The sequence below is a fragment of the Eubacteriaceae bacterium Marseille-Q4139 genome (assembly GCA_018223415.1).
GTDB lineage: Bacteria > Bacillota > Clostridia > Lachnospirales > Lachnospiraceae > CABSIM01.
In genome coordinates this window covers 3,028,557-3,052,585 of record JAGTTQ010000001.1, presented here as the reverse complement: position 1 = coordinate 3,052,585, position 24,029 = coordinate 3,028,557, and the positions used below count along the sequence as shown (strand labels likewise).

General features: G+C 48.5%; 20 protein-coding genes. 3 read left to right on the top strand and 17 right to left on the bottom strand.

The window, feature by feature from the left end; genetic code table 11:
* Positions 1-6: 6 nt before the first annotated feature.
* Complete coding sequence (locus tag KE531_14490; protein MBR9954797.1) at positions 7-501, bottom strand: dihydrofolate reductase; 495 nt, start codon at positions 499-501, stop codon at positions 7-9.
* Positions 498-1,367 carry an MBL fold metallo-hydrolase gene (locus tag KE531_14485; protein ID MBR9954796.1) on the bottom strand — a complete coding sequence of 290 codons (870 nt, stop codon included), beginning with the start codon at positions 1,365-1,367 and terminating at the stop codon, positions 498-500. Before KE531_14485 ends, KE531_14490 begins: the two co-directional genes overlap by 4 nt.
* A 240-nt stretch (positions 1,368-1,607) precedes the next feature.
* Between KE531_14485 and KE531_14480 the strand changes: the two genes are divergently transcribed.
* Entirely contained in the window at positions 1,608-2,228 is a 621-nt protein-coding gene (locus tag KE531_14480) for a hypothetical protein (protein ID MBR9954795.1), read from the top strand.
* 2 nt (positions 2,229-2,230) lie between these two features.
* Here KE531_14480 and glsA read toward each other — a convergent pair whose 3' ends face one another.
* Entirely contained in the window at positions 2,231-3,148 is a 918-nt protein-coding gene (glsA, locus tag KE531_14475) for a glutaminase A (GenBank protein MBR9954794.1), read from the bottom strand.
* 135 nt (positions 3,149-3,283) lie between these two features.
* On the opposite strand from glsA, the gene KE531_14470 reads away from it, so the two are divergent.
* Positions 3,284-4,219 carry a LysR family transcriptional regulator gene (locus KE531_14470; protein MBR9954793.1) on the top strand — a complete coding sequence of 312 codons (936 nt, stop codon included), beginning with the start codon at positions 3,284-3,286 and terminating at the stop codon, positions 4,217-4,219.
* Here KE531_14470 and addA read toward each other — a convergent pair.
* Positions 4,206-7,922, bottom strand: coding sequence for a helicase-exonuclease AddAB subunit AddA (addA, locus tag KE531_14465; GenBank protein ID MBR9954792.1), 3,717 nt, complete (start codon positions 7,920-7,922; stop codon positions 4,206-4,208). The genes KE531_14470 and addA overlap by 14 nt on opposite strands.
* Before the next feature lies 1 nt (position 7,923).
* Entirely contained in the window at positions 7,924-11,319 is a 3,396-nt protein-coding gene (gene addB, locus KE531_14460) for a helicase-exonuclease AddAB subunit AddB (GenBank protein MBR9954791.1), read from the bottom strand.
* Between the two features lie 207 nt (positions 11,320-11,526).
* Here addB and KE531_14455 point away from each other — a divergent pair, with 207 nt between their 5' ends.
* Positions 11,527-11,973, top strand: coding sequence for a hypothetical protein (locus KE531_14455; protein ID MBR9954790.1), 447 nt, complete (start codon positions 11,527-11,529; stop codon positions 11,971-11,973).
* Between the two features lie 69 nt (positions 11,974-12,042).
* On the opposite strand, the gene KE531_14450 is transcribed toward KE531_14455, so the two are convergent.
* The 12 genes from KE531_14450 to KE531_14395 form a co-directional block, all read right to left on the bottom strand.
* Positions 12,043-12,261 (bottom strand): hypothetical protein, encoded by a 219-nt coding sequence (locus tag KE531_14450; protein MBR9954789.1) that lies wholly within the window; start codon positions 12,259-12,261, stop codon positions 12,043-12,045.
* Between the two features lie 370 nt (positions 12,262-12,631).
* Complete coding sequence (locus KE531_14445; protein ID MBR9954788.1) at positions 12,632-14,575, bottom strand: hypothetical protein; 1,944 nt, start codon at positions 14,573-14,575, stop codon at positions 12,632-12,634.
* 123 nt (positions 14,576-14,698) lie between these two features.
* Positions 14,699-15,082 (bottom strand): hypothetical protein, encoded by a 384-nt coding sequence (locus KE531_14440; protein ID MBR9954787.1) that lies wholly within the window; start codon positions 15,080-15,082, stop codon positions 14,699-14,701.
* Positions 15,057-16,565 (bottom strand): site-specific integrase, encoded by a 1,509-nt coding sequence (locus KE531_14435; GenBank protein ID MBR9954786.1) that lies wholly within the window; start codon positions 16,563-16,565, stop codon positions 15,057-15,059. Before KE531_14435 ends, KE531_14440 begins: the two co-directional genes overlap by 26 nt.
* A complete protein-coding gene (locus tag KE531_14430) occupies positions 16,555-17,730 on the bottom strand; it encodes a tyrosine-type recombinase/integrase (protein MBR9954785.1) in 1,176 nt (391 codons plus the stop codon). The genes KE531_14435 and KE531_14430 overlap by 11 nt, the downstream gene beginning before the upstream one ends.
* A gap of 595 nt (positions 17,731-18,325) precedes the next feature.
* Positions 18,326-19,444, bottom strand: coding sequence for a tyrosine-type recombinase/integrase (locus KE531_14425; GenBank protein ID MBR9954784.1), 1,119 nt, complete (start codon positions 19,442-19,444; stop codon positions 18,326-18,328).
* A 260-nt stretch (positions 19,445-19,704) separates the two neighbouring features.
* Positions 19,705-20,100, bottom strand: a complete 396-nt coding sequence (locus KE531_14420) for a hypothetical protein (protein ID MBR9954783.1) — start codon at positions 20,098-20,100, stop codon at positions 19,705-19,707.
* Positions 20,101-20,104: 4 nt separating this feature from the next.
* Complete coding sequence (locus KE531_14415; GenBank protein MBR9954782.1) at positions 20,105-20,467, bottom strand: hypothetical protein; 363 nt, start codon at positions 20,465-20,467, stop codon at positions 20,105-20,107.
* Positions 20,468-20,866 carry a type II toxin-antitoxin system PemK/MazF family toxin gene (locus tag KE531_14410; protein ID MBR9954781.1) on the bottom strand — a complete coding sequence of 133 codons (399 nt, stop codon included), beginning with the start codon at positions 20,864-20,866 and terminating at the stop codon, positions 20,468-20,470. It lies immediately after the preceding gene.
* 610 nt (positions 20,867-21,476) lie between these two features.
* Positions 21,477-21,929, bottom strand: a complete 453-nt coding sequence (locus KE531_14405) for a sigma-70 family RNA polymerase sigma factor (GenBank protein MBR9954780.1) — start codon at positions 21,927-21,929, stop codon at positions 21,477-21,479.
* 582 nt (positions 21,930-22,511) lie between these two features.
* Positions 22,512-22,928 (bottom strand): response regulator transcription factor, encoded by a 417-nt coding sequence (locus KE531_14400; protein MBR9954779.1) that lies wholly within the window; start codon positions 22,926-22,928, stop codon positions 22,512-22,514.
* 26 nt (positions 22,929-22,954) lie between these two features.
* On the bottom strand, positions 22,955-24,007 hold the full coding sequence (locus tag KE531_14395) for a helix-turn-helix transcriptional regulator (GenBank protein MBR9954778.1): 1,053 nt from the start codon (positions 24,005-24,007) through the stop codon (positions 22,955-22,957).
* Positions 24,008-24,029 lie beyond the last annotated feature (22 nt).

Sequence of the window (24,029 nt, the reverse complement as noted above, 5' to 3'; positions counted from 1 at the left end):
CTGATTTCACTTTTGTTTTCGTTCATAACGGCGAAATTCGTAGCAAATGTTAAAATATGTCTGCTCATCACTCTCCGCCGTCAGCTCCCATCCAGAATCTTTTTCCAGATTTACAAAATAAGTATCGGCCTCATAGGCATAGTCGATCCATGTCACATGGGCCGTATTGCAGTATGGAAGGAACTGTTCATAGATCTCCGCCCCGCCGATGATGAAGATGTCGTCTGTCGGGACGTCCTTTAAAAGCTCCAGGGCCTCGTCCACGCTGTGAACCACCTTAGCGCCCTTTTTCCGGTAATCCGGGTTTCTCGAAAGCACGATGTTCGTCCGTCCGTAGAGGGGCTGTCCGCCCGGAAGGCTCTCCATGGTTTTCCTGCCCATGACGATGACCTTTCCGATGGTCTCTTCCCGAAACAGCCTCTGATCCTCGGGGATCGAGACGAGAAGCTTCCCGTTCTTTCCGATGGCCCAGTTTTTGTCTGCCGCAACAATCAGGTTCATCCGATTCCCTCCATGCATTCCCGCCGCACCACGTCCAGGGTGGCCGCCGCATTTAATAAAAACGCGAAATCCGGCTGCGCCTTTTCCGGAACGCCGGAGTGGTACCGCTCCAGCATGGCCGTCATCTGCGCCTCTTTCGTGGGGATGGTTTTTATGATTTCGATGATCTCGTCCTTTGTCGCAAGGAGCTCCCGCTCCAGATAGTCCCAGACGGCCGGAAGGTCCGTTTCCGGCAGGATTCCCCTGTGGGTGATGAAAATCCGCTTCGCCGGGGCTTTTTTTAACTTTCTCACCGAGTCCACGGACATCTGATACCCCACAAGGTAGCATGGCATGTAGGTCTCGTCCGTAAACACGCCGACGGTCTCGCTGGCAAAGAGAAGGTCTCTGTCCACCAGGTATGACAGGGAACAGCGGGTATGCCCCGGCGTCTCATAAACCAGGATCCTGTGGTTTCCAAGGACAAGCTCGTCCCCGTCTCCCACAACCACGTCCACATCCAGTCCGTCCTCGTCATACTCCGGCGCGGCAGGAAGCCCGGCGCCCTTTGCCGCCGCATCGCTTAATTCCCGCATGGTCTTCCTGGCTGACGGTTTTTCTAAAATTTTCTTTGCGTAGGCGCTCCCGTAGGACTTAAGCCCCGGCCATTCTTCCCTTAAAAACGGAAGCCCGGCCACATGGTCATAATGGGAGTGGGACAAAAGCACGTGCATAAGGGGCGCACCGTCCAGCTCCCGTTTGATGTTTTCTATGGTTTTCGCGGCGCCGTAGGCCATGCCCGTATCATAGAGCACCGGCTCGTCTCCCATGATTAGGAAGGCGCTCCGGCAGCCGTCGCCGCTTACGTCTTTGATGATCGTCTCCATGTTTCCTCCATGTCCGGGCAAAACTGCCCATCCTTATGGATTATACTAGGATTTCGGAAAGAAAGCAAGAAGGGAAATCGCACGGAACCGTTTTAGACGGCGCGGGATGAGAAAAATATGTCTTGAATATCCATGCCCGGCCGGATATAATGGATAAGAAAACGCTGACGAGGTCACTGTTTCCCCAAAAGGCCGCCTTCCGGGCCGCCTCCCATTAAGATAAGAAAGGAAATCATTTCCATGATCCGATTTGAACGTACAAGCGTCATGAACCTTGAAAACGCCATCCGCGGCGCCAGGAACCCCATGAATAGCTGGGCCCGCATGGACAGCTATTACGATGAAGACGGGAATTTCGTGCTCGGCCCCAACGACTTAGACCTGGCAAAGCGCTTAAGAAAGGCCGGAAGCGATCACCGGAAATACATCCGCCAGGTGTTCGTGTCCGTGGACATCACGGCGCCGATTTACTGGTGGAAGGAGTACGACACCTATAAAATCGCAACGGTGGCTAACTCCACCAGCACCATGCATAAAATCCACAGCAAACCCTTTTCCATGGACGATTTCAGCCACGATCATATGACTCCGGAAACGCTTGCCTTCATGGAAACCGTCGTGGAACGGCTGGAGGCCATCCGCTTAAAATATGTAAACGAAGGGAAAAACAAGGAAGACTGGTACGATCTGATCCAGCTTCTTCCGGAAAGCTACAACCAGATGCGTACCTGCACGCTGAATTATGAGACTCTCATCAATATCTATTTTGCGAGAAAGGGCCACAAGCTTTCCGAATGGCATGATTTCTGTGACTGGATTTTGACGCTTCCTTACGGAAAAGAACTGATCGCGGGGGAATAGGCTCACCTTCCCCCGCCGAAAATGTGAAGATGCAGCATCTCTGACAGGTATTCCAGCATATGCCTGCCGGCGATGCTGTTTCCTTTTTCATCGAGGGCCGGCCCGTAGATGCCGATTCCCATCCGCCGCTCCACCACGGAGAGGAGGCCGCCGCCGACGCCGCTCTTTGTGGGGATGCCGACGCGGACGGCAAATTCGCCGGAACCGTCGTACATGCCGCAGGTGAACATGATGGTTTTTACGATGCGGACGGCGTCCGAGTCCAGAAGCCGCTCGCCGGTCTTCGGGTGGATCCCGTCGTTTGCGAGGACGAGGCCAAGCCCCGCCAGGCTCTCCGCCGTCACGCTTAAGGAGCACATGCGGATGTAGAGATCCAGGCTTTCCTCCACGTCGTTTTCCAGGATCCCTTTGCTCTGAAGCAGATAGGCGATGGCGCGGTTTCTGGCGCAGTGGCTCATCTCCGACTGGTAGACCGTCTCGTCCAGGACGATTCCATCGTCCATGCAGATGCGCCTGGCGTAGGAAAGCATGTCCTCAAAGCTTGTATCTTTTACAAGATACCCGGCTGTCGTGATGGCACCGGCGTTAATCATGGGATTAAAGGGCTTGTCACTGGCAAGATCCAGCTTCACAAGGGAGTTGAAGGCGTCGCCGGACGGCTCCATGCTCATTTTCTCAAAGACGCGGTCAAAGCCGCAGCGCTCCAGGGCCGCCGCCAGGGAAATCACCTTGGAAATGCTCTGGATCGTGAACCGCGTCTTCGTATCTCCGGCCGCGTACCGCTCGCCCGACTCCGTAAGCACACAGATTCCCAGGCTGTTTTTGTCGGCGCGGGAGAGTTCCGGGATATAGGAGGCCACCTTGCCGTCCTTTATGTACTCCCGTCCGATTGTAAGGGCTTTTTCTAAAAATTTCTGCATGTTCCCGCACCTCCGATTGCATTTTTCTTCTGCTTCCAGTATAATCAGTCCAGTTATAACTGTATAGTACGAATCTGTTATAACCCTTATATCCCCTGGATTTAAGGGCGGAACATGGCACATGGAGGCGATTTTTTGGATCTCAATTTAAACATCAAGCATCTGGAATACTTTCTGACCGTGGCCCAGGCAGGCTCCATCAACAAGGCCGCCCAGGCCCTCTATATCTCACAGCCCTATCTTGGGAAGCTCATCACCGACCTGGAAAACGATCTGGGCACCGTGCTGATGCAGCGCACAAGAAGCGGGATCATCCTGACGCCGGACGGGGAACGGTTCCTCTCCGGCGCCGAGGCCGTCGTCCGGGAGGCGAGAAAGCTTAGGACTTCCTTTTCCCAACCGGCCCTTTCCCCGGCGCCCCTCATCGTTTCCTGCACGAAATGGTCGCACATCATGGACTCCTTTATCCATGTGGTTCAGAGCCATGGCCATGAACCGGCCTTCTCCCACCAGTTGAAGGAAGGGAGCACCGAGGAAGTCATCGACGACGTATTCTCCGGTCAGGCCAACGTGGGCGTCATCCATTTCGACAGCCGGAAATCCGGCGAGGTCAAGGAAAACCTGGCCGCAAAGGGGTTAGCCTACCATTTTATCTCCCAGGTTGTCCCCCACATCATCCTCTCCGGCCGCCACCCGCTCATCCGGGATGGAAAGCCTGTCACCCTGGAAAACCTCGCTCCCTACGGCCTCGTCCGCTACACCGGCCAGTATGAAGATTTTTCCTTTCAGATTAACTGCGGCTCTTCCTATTATAATCTCAACAGGAGCCCGAAAATCGTGTACTTATCCGACCGGGCCTCGCTTCTCCATCTGATCTCGGAAAGCGATTTTTACAGCATCGGGATCCACGATTTTTCCGGCCAGCGCGCCCTTTACGACCTGATTTCCGTGCCGGTGGAGGGGTGCAGCTTCATGCTGGAGTTCGGCTACCTGCTGCCGGCCGGCACAGCCGTGAACCCGGTTACGGAGGAGTTCCTTTCGGAGGTGGAAAAACGGCTCACTTCACTCTGATGGCCTTCTGGAGCGTCAGGGAGTAAAGGAGCGCTTCTTTCACCGGCTTTCCCGTGATCTGGGACAGGGCGCGGCTGTAATACTGCATCTGGGCGCCGTACCGGTCGATGAGAATCTGTTCCCCGCCCTCCGGCACCCGGTCAGTCTTATAATCCACAAGGACGGCGCCGTCCTCTTCCTCGAACCAGGCGTCCATGATTCCCTGGATCAGTACCAGCTCATCGGAGTCCGCCTCGTCCATCTCCCTGGCCGGGATGCCGATGACAAACTGGCGCTCTTTATAGAGGCGGCCTTTTTTGTCTGCCGCGCGCATCCGCTCTGCCAGCGGGGATTTTAAGAACTGTTCCAGCACATAGGGGCGCACCAGCTTTACGGCAGCCGCATCCATCCGGCCGCTTTCCTCCCATTCTTTTAACTGGCTTCGGATGTCATCCGCGCATTCCGTGTTTTTAAAGTCCAGAAGCTCCAGCGCCCGGTGGTAGGCAGTTCCCCGGAAGGCGCCTCCGGCGCCGGAAAGGCGGGGCAGCGGGGCGGCGGGCAGGTCTTTGACAGCGGGTTTGGGGGCCGGTGCCGTGGGAGCGGCTTCGCCCGGGGACGATTCTCCCGCATCCGGCCTCCGCCGCGGTTCCTCCTCCCGCATAAACGCCGGGATCGTCGGCAGGAAATCGCTCTCGGCATCGTCGGCAAACTGCCCCCGCTCCTTTAATTCCGAAACCGACAGCTTCGCATGGAGCGTTTTGTCGGCCTCGTAAGGATACCGGAAATCCAAAAGCTCTTTTAACTTCTCCCGCTCCGCTTCTTCCACAATTCCCTGTTCTCTGAGCTCCTTTAAATACCACCAGAGGCTCTCCTTCTCCCCCTGCATCTTCTTTTCTTCCGACAATAACGTCTCCGCCTTCACCTCGGCCATGCGGATACTGTCCTTCGTCTGCCCGGCGGCCATGAGAAGCCACTCAAGATAAGAGCCTGCGCCGGAAAGTGCCGTAAAGGGAAGCGGCCCGGAGGTTTCCGAAACACCGGCCCATTTTTCCAGCTTGTTTTCCAGGTATTTGTCTCCGGCCGTGATGATGAGCTTCTCCCTGGCCCGTGTCATGGCAACGTACAAAATACGCAGTTCTTCTCCCATGTTTTCCAGATTCATCCTGCGGCTTAGGACGTTCTTTTTTAAGGTCGGCGCCTTGAGCTTTAATTCCGGGTCAAAAAAGTCCGCCGCAATGCCAAGGGCGTCGTCAATCAGGATTTTCCCTCTGGAATCCTGGCGATTAAACTGCTTTCCCGCTCCGGCCAGGAACACCACCGGGAACTCCAGCCCCTTGCTCTTATGGATGCTCATGATCCGCACGGCATCCTCGTTTTCCCCGAACCTGGCGGCTTCCCCGAAATCCGTGTTGTATTTTTTCAGCTTCTCAATGTAGCGGATAAAGTCAAACAGGCTCTGATAGCTGGTCTTTTCATAGGCCGACGCCCGCTGGATTAGCATGTCCAGGTTGGCCTTCCTCGTCTTCCCCGCCGGCATGGCCGACACATAGTCGTAGTATCCGGTCGCGTCGAAGATCCGGTAGATCAGCCGGTGGACGGGAAGATGGACGGCCTCTTTCCGAAGGGAATCTAAAAGCTCCCAGAATTTCTCCAGCTTCCCTTTTATCTCCGCCTCGGAGCCCATGGAACGATAATCGCGGACGGCCGCATAAAGCCCTCTGTCCTGTCCCTTTTCCGGATTTTTCTTAAAAGCCGCCTGGATTTTTGCAAGCTCTTCCTCCGTCATTCCCACCATGGGCGAGCGGAGGACGCCGGCCAGGGGGATGTCCTGCATGGGGTTATCCACCAGAGCCAGCATGTTTAAGACCGTTTCCACCTCAATAGCCGAAAAATATCCGGTGCGGGACTCGGCAAAGGCCGGGATCCCCTCGGAGCTTAATACGCTTAAAAATTCCTCGGCCCACCCGGAAAGGCTCCGAAGAAGAATCACGATGTCCCGTTTTTTTAACGGCTCATAGACGCCTTTTTTCTGGTTCCAGACCTTCATACCCGTCTCCGGGTCGGTGAGCTCCCGGATTTTGGAAGCCACAAGCCTGGCCTCCGCCTCCTTTGCCGTATAGTCGGCCTTTTCCTCGTCAAGGCCGGAAAAAAAGCTGTCGCCGGTGTTTAAAAGATAAAGCTCCGTCCCCATGTCGCTCTCCGGCTCCGGGTAGGCGGCGCCGGGGTAGAGGGCCGCGTCGTCGGTGTATGCAATGTCCCCGAGGCTCTTTGTCATGATGCCGTAAAACAGGTCATTGACGCTTTTTAAGACCTGGGGGCGGCTCCTAAAGTTTTTATGGAGCTCGATTTTCTGGTACGGCCCGTCCTCTTTGGGGTATTCCTCATATTTTTTTAAGAAAAGCTCCGGCTTTGCCAGGCGGAATTTATAGATGCTCTGCTTCACGTCGCCCACCATGAAGACGTTTGGCGTGCCAAACCGCTTTCTTGAGATGCAGTCCACGATGGTTTCCTGAACCTGGTTGCTGTCCTGGTACTCGTCTACGAGGATTTCCTCGTAAAACCGGCTTAACTCGTCGGCCGCCGGCCCCGGCGCATGGTCGGGGGAATCTCCCGTGAGGATTTTTAAGGCAAAGTGCTCCATGTCATTAAAATCTACCAGATCCTTTTCCTTTTTGGCCTCCTGGTAGCGGCGCATAAATTCCTCCGAAAGCTCCAAAAGCATGGAAACCGGCCCGAGGCAGGCGGCCATGTCAGCGGCCACTTCCGTGACGGTGCCCGGAAGGTAGAGCGCCTTTACTTTCTTTACGCCGTCCTTTGCCCGGTTTCGGAGTCCGGCTGCAAATTCTTTCTTTGCCGGATCCACGTTTTTTCCGCGGACGGCTGCCAGGCGGCCGAACATGGGCTTTTCAAGAGCTTCGCAGATTTCCTCGTAGGTCTCTGCCACGGAAAGCGCCTCCATGGCCCTCACGTCCTCCGAAAGCATCGGAAGGTACGCCTGGGGGCCGTCGTCCTCCTCTGCCGTCTCCACGGCCTCAGAGAGCAGTTCCAGATACTCTCCCGCCTGTTTTTTCACGTCGGCAATCAGGAATTTCATCCATTCTGTCTCTTTAAAATCCCCGTCCGCCTCCATGGAAAGCTCGTTTCTGCACTTTAAAAACCATTCCTCCGGCCACGGGCTGCTCTGGGCAAACTGCCAGACCTTAAGAATATATTCCTCAAGCCCGGCGTCGGTGCGCCCCTGGGCGTAGGTGTCCACGAACCGGAAAAAGGCCTCGTCCCCGCGGCCGTAATAGTTCTCCAAAAGCTCCTTCATCACGTCGGCCTGGATTAAAAGCAGCTCGCCCTCATCGCCGGTGCGAAAGCCCGGGTCGATGTCCAGCTCGTGAAAGTGTTCCTTTAAAAGCGACAGGCAGAAGCTGTCGATGGTGGTAATCCGCGCATGGTTTAAAAGCGTGGACTGGCGTTCCAGGTTCTCATCCCCCGGCGATTCCTCCAGGCGCTTTTCAAGCGCCTCTCCGATCCGTTCCCGCATCTCGGCCGCCGCCGCCTTCGTAAATGTCATGACGAGGAGCCGGTCGATGTCCACCGGGTGTTCCCTATCGGTAATCATCTGGAGAATCCGCTCCACGAGGACGGCCGTCTTCCCGCTGCCCGCGGCCGCCGACACGAGAAGGTTCCGGTTCCTTAAGTCAATGACTTTTTTCTGTTCCTCTGTCCATGTCATCTCAGCCATTTTCGCCGTCCTCCTCTTCTTCACCCTCGATTTCCTTCCAGATTTCCTCAGCCTTCATGGGGCGGAACCGCCTGAAGCCGTAGCCCTTTGTCTTTAAGTCAAAGCCGCAGATGCTGTGGTAAGGGCAGTAGTCGCAGGCCGTCCGGTTCCCCTGCTTATAGGGATTGACTGCCGTCTCTCCGTCTAAAATTTCTTCTCCCATGCGGATGAGGCTGTCCTTCACAAAGCCGGTCAGGCGGGAGAACCGCTTCCCGCCGGCTGCCGACGATTTCGCCTCCTGGAGAATGCCGTTTTTAAGAGCCACGGGAATCACGTCCGACTCGGTCTCGATCTCCTTATCCATGTGACGGATCACCTCGAGGTTACTGTTTGCCAGGCCGTTCATCCGAAGCTTTCTAAGAATCGCCGCTTCGGCAGCTTCTTCCGTCATGCCTTCCTCCCGCTCCACCGACGGATCGGCGATATGATAGTAAAAAATCCCGGCCGGTTCCACCTGCTTTCCCGGGTTCCTGCGCTTTAAAAGATCCATAGCCGCATCCAGATAGACAACAAGCTGAAGCTGGAGGCCGCGGTAAAGGAGCGCCAGGTCAAAGGAGGTGCTGCCGGACTTATAATCCATGATTTTCACGTAAATGGTGTCGCCGTCCTCGCAGGTATCCAGCCGGTCGATGCGGCCCTTTAAGTTCATGGCCCCGCCGTCCGCAAGGGCAAACCGGCTGTTTACCTCCACCTCGAAGGCGGCCGGCTCGAAATCGCCTTTCTTAATCTGGTAGATCAAAGCGCGGATCGTCCTGTCGGTGATCGCCTCCACCTTTTTTATCAGATAGCTGTTCCTGGCGGAGCTTTTTAGAATCGTGTTCCGGTATTTCGCCGAAACCTGCCCGACACAGTCTGCCACAAGGCGCTTTCGCTCCTCGTCGCCGATGGCGCGGAAGTCCTCGCCGTTTTCCTTAACGGTACGGAAAAACAGGTCTAAGGACTGATGGAACAGGTTTCCCATGTCCGAGAGGTCGATTTCGTATTCCCGCCGTTTTTTAAGTTCCAGCCCGTAGCTTAAAAAGTGGGCGCAGGCGCAGGCCGCGTACTGCTCGAGTCGGGTGACGCTGCCGTTTAACATCTGACCATAAAGCTCCAGGGCGGCCGCATGTCCGATTCCGTGGGCCTTATAGGCATAGGAGGCCGCCTCTGCCAGCCGCTCCATCCGTTCTTTCTCACCGCCCTCGCCGGAAAGCCAGCCGTAGAGGGCTGCAAACTCCCGGTTTTCTAAAATTGTCCCCGGCTCCTCCAGCGCGCGGACGACGGCCTTTCTCGCCGAAGGCCTGGCGGCGGCCGGCTTCCTTAAGGCTACCGCTTCGAGAACGGGATTTTCCGGGAACCGCTTTCTCATCTGGTTTATGACGCTTGACGGACGCATGGTTTTTCCCTCGGCGGAAAGCCCCGACCAGGAAAGGTAGAGCCGCTCCGAAGGCTTCGTCATGGCAAGGTATAAGTAAAACCGCTGCATGAAGCCCTCTTCCCTTGCCGTGGGCGCCAGCTCGATCTCATGGCTTTTTAAAAGCTCCCGCTCCTGTTCCGTGAGAATCCCGCCGCGGCCCGCATCGGCCGGGACGATGCCCTCATTGACACCAACGAAAAACAGGGCACGGATGTTTTCCAGACGCGTCCTCTTTAAATCTCCGGCTGCCGTACGGTCGACGCAGGCCGGAATCAGCCCCACCTGGAGCCTGGAAAGGCCAGCCGAAAGAATCCCGCCGTACTCCTTTTTCGACACAGTCTCGTCCCCCAGAAGGTCATACAGTTTCTCGAAAAGCTCCATGACGAGGCCGTAAATCTGTTCATACTCCTTTGCCATGGCATAGTCTCCGGCCGCAGCAAAGTCCGCGCTTATTTTTAAGAGCTTCTGCTCGACGGAAAGCTCCTCCAAAAGCCCCGTAAGCGCCTTCGTCATCGTGCCGATGTCCGCCTGCCCTTCCGTTTTCTCACGAAAGCTTTTGAGCGGCGCCAGGATTTCCTCCCGGAATTCGTTTAATTCCACAAGGTTTATGTGCTCCCCGCCTTCATAAACCCGCTCCCAGGCCGAATCCCACTTAGAAAAACCACGGATCCCCAACGCCCGCACATAATTCTCCAGTCGGTCTATTTTTTCCGTTTCCCCGCTCACAAGGCCCGTCCGCAGGTACTGGAACATGCTCTCGTAGTCGAAGCCGCCCTGGAGGACGGACAGGCTGCTTTTTATGAGACGGATCATGGGATTTCCCGTCACGTCCTTTTTCTCGTCCAGGAAAAACGGGATGCCGTATTCCTCGAACCGGCGCACCAGCTCCCTGGAATAGCCGGACAAGTCGCCGCAGACGACGGCCATGTCCCGGTAGCGGTACCCCTCTTCCTTGACAAGCCGCTCCATCTCGCAGGCCGCAAACTCCGCCTCGTCGGCCGGGTTCTCCGCCTGCACGAAGAAAAGCTCCCCGGCCTTTCCCTTAAAGGGGCGGTAGGGATAGCGGAAGGCTGTCCGCTCCAGATAATCGAGGGCCGGGCTCTTTTGAAACCGCGCAAGCGGCCGCGTCCTTAAAACCTCGCTCTGTTCCAGCTCTGTTCCGGCTTCCTTACAGATGGCCGCCAGCTTCCCGGCCATCTTCCGGCTCATGTCAAACAGGTCGGACTCGCGCCCGGCCTCAAACAGATTTTCATTTTCCGTCGCCGTCACCGTGACGAAAAGCCTGCGGCAGGTTTTTAAAAGCAGGCCGATGAGCCGGTACTGCACCGGCGTAAAGCCCGTATAGCCATCGAGGGCGATGACGCTGTCCTTTAGTATTTTGGAGCGCGGCACTTCCCGGCAAAGCACGTCAAGGAGCTCTTCCATGGTGATGTACCGCTCCTTTGTGAACTCCTTAAAGGCCTCATAAAGCAGGCACATGTCATCGAGCTTTCCCGAGAGAATCCTGCTTGTACCCGGCTTTTTCGTCTCTGCCCTCAGCGTTTCCGGGCTCACGCCGTACTGGTAAAGCTCCGAGAGCATGGACTTTACCTCGTCCAGAAACCCCGGCTGGTTTAAGTGGGACGAGAACATGGAAAGTTCCTTTTTCTTCTCTCCGGCCAGCTTTCTTAACACCATCACCTTCCCCGTATCGTCGAGAAGGGCCGGCTGCGGCAGGGAAAGCTCGGAAAAGACGCGGTAGGCCAGTCGCTTAAAGCTTAACACGTCGATGTTCATGGTGCCGTGCTGCGGATGGAGGCGGATTAACTCCTTCTGGGCCTGCATCGTGGCCTGCTCCGGGACAATGATGAAAAACCGGCCGTCCGGCTCCGCCAGGGACATATCAATCATATTTTTATACAGAAGCTCCGTCTTTCCGGAACCGGAGCCGCCGATCATAAGTTTCAGTGACACGATATCCTCCTTTCAGGTAGGTCTTATACCATTATCGGAAGAATGCGCCCGTTTGTCAACGGTTTCGTCAAGACGGTTTTCATGTCGTTTCAAAGCAGTTTCCATACAATCTGGCAGTTGCCGAAAAACCGCTTTTCAGGCGTTCCCGGAATATCCCGCCTGCGCGTTTCATAAACTATAACAAAACTCTTACCGAAGGACCTTGCCATGAGCGCCAAAACGAAAATTATCGTCCTGCGAATGAAGGAAATCATTTACACCGCCATTTTCATCGGACTTGCAATCCTTCTGATCCTGCTGTTTCTATTCATGTTCCGGCCGAAGGAGAAGGAAGCCCAGTCCGCCGGGGCCGAAGCCGTCTCCCGCTACACGCCGGGGCTTTATTCCGCCTCCATTGTCCTCGGGAGCCAGAATGTCAACGTGGAAGTGGCCGTGGATAAAGACCACATCAATTCCATTGCCCTGGTGCCCTTAAGCGACGCGGTTGCCACCATGTACCCGCTCATGCAGCCGGCCATGGACTCTCTGGCCGAACAGATCTGCGCCTCCCAGTCTTTGGAGGGCATTGAATACCCGGCCAATTCCCAGTACACGTCCATGGCCCTCATGAATGCCATCGAGACGGCTCTAAAGAAGGCGGAAAATGACGGGTAGCAGGTACATAAAAGGGGAAGTGGAAACCTTTTTTCCCGGTTTTCACTTCCCCTTTTTTCCGTGCTCTTATTAGTACCCAAGTCCGGCCAGCCAGCTCTCGATTTCTTCTCTGGAGCCGGAGGCCTCTTCCTCATAGCAGTCAAAAACAGAATCGGATATCTCTGCATCCGGCAGCGCCTCTGTGATGATGTCCACGCTCCGCGCAAGTCCGCCTGTGCCGTGGGAACAGAACAGGTACACCTGCTTTCCTGACAGGTCGCTGTTTTCCAAAAAGGTTAAAAGAGCCATGGGGACGCCATACCACCAGTTAGGGTACTAAAATGTAGCCCGCCCCTCCAACTCTTTGAAAATACTGGACTTAACGCTATACAAAAATGTGTTTTGTGTTACCAGATTTTCAAATATTATTGAAACTGGAGTTGCTTTTATAGTACTATCTATCAACCCTTTTATCAAATGCTTGTAGCGTATAGATAATAATGCTTACAGCGCATAGCAGTAGCAAATTCTTATGTTCTATCATAGCGTTATATAAATTTTCCAAAAACCAAATCCTAAAAAATGAACCAATAAAAACAAAATCTCATAATTATAAAAGGCCAGTAGATTTTACCTACCAGCCTTATGTATATGTTCATATAATGAGCTTTGGGGCGCGTTATGTTTCTTCCATCATTTCAATAGCTTCTTCCCGTAAACAAAATTCTTCGTTAATTTTTGTGATAACAAGAATCATAATCTTTAACAACTTTATGTAATCCATAAATTGCACCCTTTCATTTTCGGGATATGTACTATGTGCATATTTATTACGCAAATCATGCCCATTACTATATGCAGATTTATTCAGCTCATAATTAAGATAGTTTTGTTCGGGTTCTGAAAAAAGGCTATTCTCCAATCTCAAATTGCCATTTTTGTACCATTCATCAATTACATTTCTTAATTCACCATTATAATAGTGCGGGCAAATCACATCATGATCATATAAATCTTTCAAAATAAAAGCTTTAGGACCATTTAGTTTCAGATAACCGTTAGAACTTTCTATAACAATGTCCTTTTCAATGAGCCATTGAATTTGTGTTTGCTGATATCCGTTAAAATCAGATATTGATACATCTTCTTGGATTACCAAGTCACAAAAACGATTATACTTATTCTTAGTTTTTCTTATATAATACAGATGACTCTGGTTAGAAAAAAGCAAAAACTGTTCATGTCGAATATCATCACTATTTCCATAAGCATATTTATCTTTTATAAAGCCCGAAAGATTTGAGAATATAGTATGACTTGAAGACATCTCAAATAATTCTCGATCAATCTTACCATCTTGTACATACATACGAAACTGTTTGAGTACTCCATCCATTTCTGAAGAAATGGTTCGACATTTTTCCGCCATCATTGTACCCTCTGATGGAGGGTTAAATCGAAAACCATTAGCGCCAAACTCTTGTGATAAATACTCTTCAAAAAACCATTTTAAAACATCTTCTAACCGTACCTTGTTTCTTTTTAATATTTCATAACAAGCTTGCACTTGCATTGTGGAGAGATTCTCGCCCGCAATAAAATGGTTTCCTGCGATAAATTCTTTAATACCTCTGGTTGAAAGAATTCTTTCAAAAAGCCCTAACTTTGATTCTACTGACACTAGAGTACTCCTCCAGCAGTCATCAAATTGTTCAAAAACATATCGAAAATTATTTAGAAGTGTAGGATAATCCAAATTATCAAGTAGCCATTTTATATCATAAGTAATTTTATAGTTATTATTATCTAGTTTTTTAACTCTTTTTATTTCTGGTATATCTGCAAATTCTACCTCTAATCCATATCCTATTTGTACACCGGTAAAAGGATGCTTTTCCCAATAAGTATCGCATGCTCTTTTAGCAGATAACCTCAATTTATCACTAATAGGGCATTCTTTTGTGCTTTGGGCATAAATTAACAGCTGAAGGTGATTCAAGTTTGCTCTATCTGAATTAACATATTTAGTTAAAATATCTTCGTACTCTGACGGAACTAATTCCTTAGGAAAGTAATAATGGCATTTCTGATCATGCTTTTCCAAAAACTTACTTATAATCAAACGTGGTGACTGTTCGGATATACGCATTACATCTGCCAATTCTTTGCCATAATATTTTACCAGCTCTTTCTGCTGCAGTAATATCCAAAGTGCTGTTTCTGGATCGTTGATATAGATTGCAAATATTTCACCAGACACTCTTTCAAACACCTTAAACTCAGCAAACAATTTCCAATAATCTTCAACATAGTCAATACAAACGGAACGAGTAATTTTCTGAAAATTCTCGTCATTAATCATCCCAAAAAATTTTCCAAAAATTTTTCTAAATAACGAGCAGATTTCCTTATAACGCGCAATTTTCTTTTCATCCCAATCTTGAAGATATACTCCACTTTCAATTAATTGTTGAATATTATATAGCTCAATTACCTCATTGATATCTTTGTAATCTTCATTTTCATCAAACGATTCGAGTATTTTGGCTGATTTCTTCAAATTTTCTCCTGTACTCCAATCATTAATACTATAAAATTTAACACCATCATATTCTGGACGCATTGTATTTTACCCCCATAATTAGTCTGCTTAAAAAATAACAAATATATTTCCATATGTCTATATTCTTTAAGTCGAAAAACAAATTCAGTAATAAAAATTTACTACTGGTTTTATGTAAAGTTTTTACAGATTCTTAAATACGCTCCAATCCTTCTTTTCCTGGCTCTTTCTCAGCTTCTGGTTCTCTTTCCGCAGGCTTTCATTTTCTCTTTTCAGTTCCGCCACCTGTCGCTGCAGCAATTCAATCCTGCCGTCCATCGCCTTATCCAGAATGTTTCTTCTCGGATCAATCACTCCGGCCTGCTGTTCTAGGGCGCGGTTGATTTCAGAACGTATCTCCGGATTTTTATAAAAAAAACCTCTGGAAAGTCCGGTCATCTGCATAAGCCTTGGAACCGAAACCCGTTCTTCATCTTCAAGCATTCGCCGGATTGCAGCTTTGGCCGCTGTGATTTTTTCTTCACTCCGCTTTTTGTTGACCTCAATCATCCTGTCGTATTTGCTCATACTCGTCCTCCCATCCATCTAAGTTTTCAAGCAGAATTCTAGTCTGTTCTTCTCTTGCCCTGCGGGTTTCTGCCGCCAGAATCAGGTTGTTCATTTTTCGGTAATGCACTACCGTATGGACACCTCTGTGTCCGAGTAGTTTTGATATCGTCCAGTCATCCAGATGCAGTTCTGTCAGCTTTGCTCCATAGGTTCTGCGGAACATATGGGATGGGAACCGGAAGTGCTTTCCCTCATCATCCCGCAGGTTTTCTCTCTGAATCAGGGCGAGAACCTTATGTTTGATTGTCGTATACTGCAGGGGGCGGCTTGTATCCTTTTCATCTACAAAAATATATACCGCATCCCCGTACCGTTCCTTTGAATACTGGATTGCCTTTCGGATCAGCGCCGCCAGTTCTGCGCTGATTGGCTTTTCATATACTGTACTCTTTACCTGGCGGATTTTAATCATATCCATGCCATTTGACTGCGACAGGCAGTCCCGCTGTAAGGTCAGCGTATCCGATATTCTGGTCCCCAGCATCTGATGGATGACCATACATCTGGTTATCTGTTCATCCAGCTTTGTAATCTGCTCATTCAGCCGTTTTAACTCATTGTCCGAATAAACCTTGAATTCTGGCTGTATCTCTTGCGGAATATCTGTATTGATGAATAGCTTCTCCAGATGTGGCCAGTCAAAAAGTTTTCCCACTGTTTCCAGAACCGAACGCAGTTTAATTATGTTATCACTGTTTGATTTTCCGGACCCTCCGCTGGTGGCCATATAGGTCAGATATTCTTCTACTAATGTACGGTCAATCTCTTTGCAGGAAGTGATTCCTTTCTGCTGTTCTTCCAGATATTTTGAGAACATTCGCAGCGATGACATTTCTCTTTTTACTGTCCCCAGGTTTTCATATTTTAGATGCAAATAAATCGCCTGCTTGACTTCTTCCCGGATATCCGTTTGACGAATCCCCGTAAAATTCAGTGTATTTGTCCTGTAAATCGGATTCTGCTCAATTTCGATATCCAGTTTATCCAAATGCCAAATATCTTTTTCCTGTTCTTGCCGTTCATCCTCTGGCTGTAAAAATTGGATCAGTCTCCTTACAAACATGATCTGTCGTGCCTGCACAATATGAGCCGTTCCATAAACACTCATCTTATTCTGTGTAAGGGGTATCCCATTCTGCAGCATATAACCTTTCAGAAGCTGTACCCACTTGCTTTCTTCCCATCCCAGCAAGCTGTCGGGCAATTTCCGGCGTCCCTGCATTGCCTGACAAAATAATGTGTAATACGCTTTTTCATGAATTACGGTTCGGAGGCTTACTTGAGTACCTCTATACCGGAAGTACCTGCTTACTTCTTCTTTCATTTTTTTCGTTGGAAGCAGGGACAAATCCAAATAATCTGCATTTCCACACTTCCGTAACAATACGCCATCGGCATCTTTATAACACTCCAGTTCACGATAATAAAGTCTATCTTCCACGCTTTCCTCCTTTCCTTAAGCCGGCCGCAAGATTGTTCCCTGGCTGCTTAAAATATTCATCGTTTGCTTTAGCAATTTTTTGAGGCACATAATCAATGTACTGCTCCGTCATTTCCTGGTAGCTGTGTCCCAGATAATCCCTGACACTTTGCAGAGATGCCCCGCTTTCATAAAAGAATGTCGCCACCGTATGTCGGTAATCATGTGTCTGAAATAAATATTCTCCTTCCGCTATACCCTGCTCCTTGCAGAATTTTTTCATCCGCTCCCGAAAGGTCTGTGTCAGACATGCGCCCCCATTTTTATTCTTAAACAGATATTCATCGGGTCCGATATTGTTCCGTCTGATATATACCTGCATAATCTTATATAACCCTTCTGCTATCGGGATACGTTTATATGTTTTCATCTTGGTCTGATAGAGCTGTATCCACGTTTCATCGTCTTTTTTGTAGTAGCTGTTTCCTTTTAAGGTACAAACCTCGCTGATTCGCAATCCAAGACACCAGAGGTGCAGGTACATACACCGCAGATGTTCCGGCAGCAGATGAAGCAACCCAAGCAGTTCGGTGCAGATCTCCGGCGAAACACTCCTGTCATGATGCCGGCGTATGACTTTCTTTATGTAATATTCCGGGTGGAACGGCATCCGTTCCATATAGCCCCGCACCGTCATAAAGTGGTAAAACTGACTTAATCCGGTAACATATTCATTAAAAGTCTTTGGTATAATCCCCCGCTCCTGTATTTCCTGTAAGTATCTGTCAATCTGTTCTTCTGAACAGGAGCAGGCACTCTCTTTCCTTTCACAGAGCCAGATGAGAAACTGCTTAATCCCGCCAAATTTTATAACCATTGTGCTAACGGACTGCCCAGTGATTCCAATCTGGTACTTCATAAACTCCTGAGCATATCTGCGATTTTCCGGCATGGTTATCTCGATAAACGAAACTGTGACGAATGCACTGCTCGGGTTGACCCGGTGTTCCGGTAACCTCATCCGCTCCAAGTACCAGATATTTGCATCCCAGTGAATGGTTTCATTTTGGAGAAACACGGTTTCCCTGCAATACCCCAAAATGGGAAGCAGCAGCATTCTTCTGCTCTCAGAATCAGTATGCTGTTCCAGGTAGGATTCAAATTCTTCCACCTGGATCTGCTCCATTTTTTCAATATCCTCTATACCGGACTCTGCGCAGAAATGGTATAAATATTGCAGTCCCGACAGCCGCTGTTCTCGTTTTCTCAGTTCTTTAAACTGACTTAATACTGCATTCAATGTAATAAAAATCTGATTTTTCAGAACGGAGGAGCAAGGTTTCGTAAAGTCCCATACCATGTTTTTCCGGTTCCTGACGGTATCAAATTCCATCGCCAGCGTCTGATCTGGATGGTAAGGAATAAATAGGACCTTATTCTCCAGTTTCCACTGACATCGGGTTCGTCCGGAGAGGGTCTGCATCTGCTGGCGGATGGAATATTGCTTAACTCTGTCATATGCTAAGATGTACCGGTCGATTTTCTTTAAATGTTGTTCTTCCAAAAGATACTGTTCGAACCTTTTTCGCAGCAAATAATCCATCTCTGCAATGCTTGTAATTCCTTCGGTAATTAAAAACTTTCTTAACTTCTTTTTTTCATATTTACAAACTTCTGTACAGTTTTCCAGCTCCGTATCAATCTGACGTGGAAACAAACGCGGTTTTTGTTCTTGTTCTATGAGCTGTACTGCTCGAACAGGCACTTATTTTCACTCCCTTCTACAACAGCTCTTTTACACCATATAGGGCAGAATTCCTTGCGTAGAATTCTTCGCTGGCCTCTATCAGCTCATCATCCACAATCTTTAAATACCGGATTGTTGTATCGATGTGCTTGTGTCCGAGGGCCTGCTGGATCAGTTCCAGCCTCCAACCGGCTTTGCGCCGCATATTAGCAAAATACCTGCGGAGCATGTGGGGTGTCAAATCGATTCCTGTCTTTTTCTCCATCCGTTTCAGCATATCGTAAACACTGTCCACCTTTAATGGTTGTCCCGCATTCTTCCCCGCGATATTGATGAACAGGAACCTCTGATGCTGGAGGAGTTCCCGGTATTCTGCCAGATAATACATCAGAAATTCAAAGGTTTCCTCACTGATTCTGGCTTTCCGATACTCTGCATTCTTTGCTCTGGCCTCGTTGTCATTATCCTCCCGGAAGTAAACGCCTATCATGCGGTTCTGGTAATCGATGTCGTGGGTATAATCCACACCGAGGATTTCTCCAATCCGAAACCCTGTTTCCGCGATCATCAGAAGGAGAAGCTGATCCCGGCAGTTGGTACATGCCTGCAAAACCTGGATAATTTCTTCGTGTTCTGCCGGCCGCACATCCCGCTCTTCTGCTTTCATATATCCTTTGAATGCCTGAAACCGCAGTTTCTTCTGGACGCCAACAGCATTGACTGCCATATGATAGCTGTAAGAAAGCACTTTTAAACTGCCGAGCCGTTCATCCATGGATTCCATAAAAAGATAGAACCTGAACACATCCTCCAGGTATGCGTTACAGGTTCCATTATGAATAACCCTTAAATTGTTTTCTTTCGTATGGTTTCCGGCCTTCAGCCACTGCAGAAAACCAGTAAAATGATCGTTCTGGCTCTCGAAGTTTAGCTCATAGACCTGTTCCGGCTCCATTGGAATTTCTTTCAGATATTCCAGATAATAACAGATTGCGAATGCTGCCCGCTTTACGGTGTTTGGTGAGCGGTTGGCCTTGATTTTATGCTTCAGATACTTGGAGGGAAGCAGTACAATCTCCATTGTGTCACAGTCACGGATAAAAAAGTATTTGACTTTCCCTTCTGACAGCGTTTCCACTTCATATCTTCTCATCTGCTCCTCCTCCTTTCCTCTGACGCTATACACAGTATATCGTGTTAGCTGCTATATAGCTATCACGAAATGCACTGAATATCCAACAAAGTTTTCTGCTCCAGATTAAGCATTACCAATAAACATTCAATCCGTCTGATAGCTCCCCGCAATGCGGAATGCCCTCACTGTGAAACCAATAAAGCCTGCTATCAGTAGAATGCCTAAGCCCACTGTTCCCATAATCCATCCCATATCACATCCTCCAATAAGTCTGTGTGTCATTGCATTCCCAGCTCTGCCATTGCTACGAACCGATCTTCTTCAGCAAAGTATTCATCTGCCGTATCACGGCCTACCGCAAGAACAGATCCTGCCTCTGTTTCTCCCAGCTGAATAGGTGCTAAATAACCAATGATTTCCTGACACAACTCCTGATTCGGGCAAGTATCAAGAAACACCATACTGGTATTCACTACCAGCCGATCTGCCACATCTGTAATAATGATTTTTTCTGCATCGAATCCATGTTTCCCTATGAAGTTTGCTATATTCTCAGGAGACAGAGAAATCAGATATTCCTGTCTGATGTTCCCACCCATAGGATACACATAAGCATATCCCATACTTTCTGAATCGAAAATGTCAGAGATCATTTTTTTATCCGCTTCTGTCATCGTTTTACCCTCTTTTCTGGTAATCTCTTAAGTTTATTTTTCCTTCCTGGGGTGACCAAATCTCTATCTGCAAAGACTCTGCCATAGCGCCGAGCTGTGCCATTTGTATGGATGAATATGTCAGAGAATTTCGGCTCACTACCAGCAGGATACTTGCTTTTCCTTCTTTTGCTGCTACTATAAAACGACGAAATCCCGAACGCGCCAGCAATGGTTTTCCACCGCAATCGCTGGAACTGCCAACGGTTTCAACCATCATCTGCTCCGCATAATCACAGAGCTGTTTGAGTTGTTTTTTTAGCACGCCATGTGCATCCTCTGGTGCATCAATGGCACAATAAATCCATGCCTGCTTTCTTTTTTTCACTCAGACCTCTCTCCTTTCTGCTCCATCGTCGGAATCTGCATATTGTTCCAGAACACCTTCAAGTCCAAAGCTGACCGCAATGGCATGGTCGATGTCATGCATGGTGTTAGCATTCAACCGTCCTATGTACTCTTTTAGCCGTACCCGGTCTATGGTCCGTACCTGTTCCAGCAAAACTATGGAATTATCATGCAAGCCCTGCAAATTGGATTTCAGCCGAATATGAGTGGGCAGCGCACGTTTTCCCTGGCGGCTGGTAATGGCTGCCGCAATGACAGTAGGACTGAACCGATTCCCTACATCATTCTGGATAATCAGTACAGGACGTACCCCTCCCTGCTCCGATCCAACCACCGGTGTCAGATCTGCATAGTAAACATCGCCTTTTTTAATTCCCAACATAAAACCTCCCTTCTGCTTTCATATCACAAGGACAGCGACAGGCGCCATTGGACCGTAGTTTAAAAATTTGCTTCCATGGATGGACGCCTGTCACCGTAGTTTCTAATATGAAAACATTTCGTTGTTCTTCGTTTCGCGTGGCTCCTATTCGACACTACTTCCCGGAGCCGGATGTATTTCATGCATCCGTGGGCGGTAAACACAGACCGGTCCTGGCTCCAGACCGTCATGGGACTCTCACCCCTCCGGGGATCTCCCGGAGCCGCCCTCATTGCGTGTTCCCGCGACTGCGGGGCTGTGACTAGACGGAAGTATCATTATAGGCTGTTCAGGTTGTGGCAGGCAGCCGGCCAGGGCTGCTTTGGGATGGACAGTTCTCGCTCTGCACCTTTGATGCGATCTTATTGACAGGCACTTTTGTTCCCTGCAGGTGGTCTTCGCGTATCCTCCACGATGCTTTTCCTTTTGGGCTGAACAACTAAGGTATCTGTGTTGCCGGATATGACCGCCTGCGGCGGTATTTCTCAAAGAGCAGATAAGGGAATTTTATCCCCTCAATTATTTCCACGTTGGCAGAAGCATTTGAGAACCAAAAAGAAGAAAAAAATTAAATTTCTTCCATTAATTTTTTTAGGTGATTAATAATCCGTTTCTTCCGCTTATTAATTCCTTTCTGGGACAGGCGCAATTCCTCCGCCAGATCCCGCTCGGTTCGTTCCTCAAAATAAAGTTGGCAGATCAGATAGCGGTCATCCTCAGATAAACGAGAGATTGCCATATGTAACTGTTTTATTTCTATGCGGTTTATGACCTGTTCTTCTATTCCTGGAGCCTGTTCTACGAATTGAACGGCTGATTCTGATAATCGCTCATAGGAATCTTCTCTGCTGGGGATGACTGTTACAGTCTGTTTTTCTTCATCTATAATGGTCTGTTCAACCTTCAGGTCATATTCCTGATACTGCATTTTTCTTTCTGTCGTTTTTAACACAGCAATGACTTCTTCACTGGCTTCCGGATACATCTTCTTAAAATCCGGAATTCTATATGGCTTTGCCATAGCTTGTCCTCCTTCATTTTCGAATTTGCGCGAAAACGAAGGGCAAGCGGCGGGCCACGGCACCGCAGATATTCTTGAAAACAGCAAAAAAGAACGGCTGCACAGATACTGTTACCTGTGCAGTCGTCCCTTTCCGGTTTTACCTGTTCTGTTGGTTCACTTTTACAGTTGCAAAATGCTGCGGCATAAGCTAAAATTTTTTTGGCTGTTTACCACACAACCAACTTAGATGTATTACAATAGAATGTCGCTGCTACGAATCAGCAGCAACGCGCTAACATTCCAGCGCATATAAAACCTCCAATCTCGATAACGAATTGGAGGGAATCTGTTTAATCTATCAAACCTGCCAAATCGATATCCCCATTTGGCGGTTATCCTCAAAATTAGGGGAAACAGAACATATCTGCAGACTAGAATTGAGATAAACTGCCACATGTTCAGTTTATCTGTAAGATTTCACCGTAATTTCACTGACTCTTGTATAGTTTGCGAGGATTGACATCCCTCTTTGAGCATATTTTCCTTTAAAATAAATCTGACGACTATCATCCCTCTTAAAAATGATAGCCGTCAAGTCTACTAAGTTTCCATTGGTTCAATTTTATAACCAACACGAAACACCGTTTTTATATGAATCGGATTTTTGGGATCTGGTTCCAATTTCTTCCGCAAACGCCATATCGTGTTTTCTACTGTTGTCATACCATATTGGTATTCTTCTCCCCAGGCCGCTGAATATAATTGCTCTTTGGTATATACTCTCCCAAGGGATTTTGCCATACAATGAAGAATAGAGTATTCACTGTGATTCAAACGTATTTCCCTGCCTGCTCTTAGTACACGCCTAGACGCAGGATGAATTTCAATCTCACCAAATGTTAATACCGGAGATGTTATTTCTGTCATATGAATATTACTTCCATGTAAGGCGTCCATAATCCTCTTAAACGAACTCCCATCTGAGTCAAATGTTCGTATTATAATAATTTCATCCATTTATCCATCCCCCTAGTTACTATCCATTACAAATGTTGGTTATCAGAATTTATTTTTCGATACTCAGCTGGGGATATTTTCAAAATATCTCTAAAAGCCGTAGCAAATTTACTCTGATTTTCATATCCAACTTGATTCGCAATTTCGGCTATGGTTGCTTGTGTCTGTCTCAATAAAATTGCAGCCTGTTTAATACGGTATTCTTTCATATATGTTCCGATAGGCTGTCCATAAATGCCTTTAAAGGTATCTTTTAAGGTTGTAGTGTTTATCAAATATTCCTTAGAAAGATCTTCAATGGTTGGCCGCTCTTGGAGATTTGTTGTCAGTCTTTTGTGGATTGTCTTGATAATCTCTACTTGCGGAGAAGTGTATATCTCTCTCCTTTTCTCTTTGGAAACATCGACCATACACAAAAACAAAAGCAGTTCCTGTACTTTTAATCGAAAATAAGGTTTCTGTAAGCAATCCGGTACAGAGTAAAGTTCTGAAAATATGTGTTCAATCTCATCTTTTGTCCGCATGATAAAACAGTTTCCATCAGAACAAAACTTATCTTTAAATTGTAAAATATCTATACCGCTATCGGAGAGAATTTCCGGCGGATTTTTCACTACCACAGACAAATTGATAACAACGGAAATCCCCCGATAATGTTTCAATGGGAATGACATTTCCGCTGCACAATTATCCATGGTATGGATTGAAAAATCGCCTTCTCCAAGATAAAGACAAGAGCCACTTGCTAAGCGACAACCTTCCCGGCCTTCCCGACAATGATTGATCTCCAATATGTTTTTATCAATGTTCCCATCCCAATAACAGCTTGTCGCTTCAAAATCGTTATAGATGAGCTGAATGCCGGGATAGACCTGATAGACTGTCATAAGTCCGAGGCCATCCGCACAATCCATTTTATAGACGGTACAGTAGCCGTCATTATCTTTCGGAATGACTGCGGATAACCCCGTTGATGAAAGAGGAGTATTTTCCATAGCTGTCCTTTCCGTTGTATCTAAGTTGTTTATCTGTTGTGCCAAAGTTTTCCTGGCATCTTTTATTATATAGTTTTTTCTCATATTGAACCGCTCCAATCAGCAG

What these genes read in the sequence shown, in the direction of transcription:
- KE531_14425 (MBR9954784.1), bottom strand. Translation starts at nt 19,444, where the DNA reads ATGAGAAGATATGAAGTGGAAACGCTGTCAGAAGGGAAAGTCAAATAC.
- KE531_14485 (MBR9954796.1), bottom strand. Translation starts at nt 1,367, where the DNA reads ATGGAGACGATCATCAAAGACGTAAGCGGCGACGGCTGCCGGAGCGCC.
- KE531_14395 (MBR9954778.1), bottom strand. Translation starts at nt 24,007, where the DNA reads ATGAGAAAAAACTATATAATAAAAGATGCCAGGAAAACTTTGGCACAA.
- KE531_14455 (MBR9954790.1), top strand. Translation starts at nt 11,527, where the DNA reads ATGAGCGCCAAAACGAAAATTATCGTCCTGCGAATGAAGGAAATCATT.
- glsA (MBR9954794.1), bottom strand. Translation starts at nt 3,148, where the DNA reads ATGCAGAAATTTTTAGAAAAAGCCCTTACAATCGGACGGGAGTACATA.
- KE531_14430 (MBR9954785.1), bottom strand. Translation starts at nt 17,730, where the DNA reads ATGGAGCAGATCCAGGTGGAAGAATTTGAATCCTACCTGGAACAGCAT.
- addA (MBR9954792.1), bottom strand. Translation starts at nt 7,922, where the DNA reads ATGACATGGACAGAGGAACAGAAAAAAGTCATTGACTTAAGGAACCGG.
- KE531_14400 (MBR9954779.1), bottom strand. Translation starts at nt 22,928, where the DNA reads ATGGATGAAATTATTATAATACGAACATTTGACTCAGATGGGAGTTCG.
- KE531_14405 (MBR9954780.1), bottom strand. Translation starts at nt 21,929, where the DNA reads ATGGCAAAGCCATATAGAATTCCGGATTTTAAGAAGATGTATCCGGAA.
- KE531_14440 (MBR9954787.1), bottom strand. Translation starts at nt 15,082, where the DNA reads ATGAGCAAATACGACAGGATGATTGAGGTCAACAAAAAGCGGAGTGAA.
- KE531_14490 (MBR9954797.1), bottom strand. Translation starts at nt 501, where the DNA reads ATGAACCTGATTGTTGCGGCAGACAAAAACTGGGCCATCGGAAAGAAC.
- KE531_14420 (MBR9954783.1), bottom strand. Translation starts at nt 20,100, where the DNA reads ATGACAGAAGCGGATAAAAAAATGATCTCTGACATTTTCGATTCAGAA.
- KE531_14445 (MBR9954788.1), bottom strand. Translation starts at nt 14,575, where the DNA reads ATGCGTCCAGAATATGATGGTGTTAAATTTTATAGTATTAATGATTGG.
- KE531_14450 (MBR9954789.1), bottom strand. Translation starts at nt 12,261, where the DNA reads ATGGCTCTTTTAACCTTTTTGGAAAACAGCGACCTGTCAGGAAAGCAG.
- KE531_14480 (MBR9954795.1), top strand. Translation starts at nt 1,608, where the DNA reads ATGATCCGATTTGAACGTACAAGCGTCATGAACCTTGAAAACGCCATC.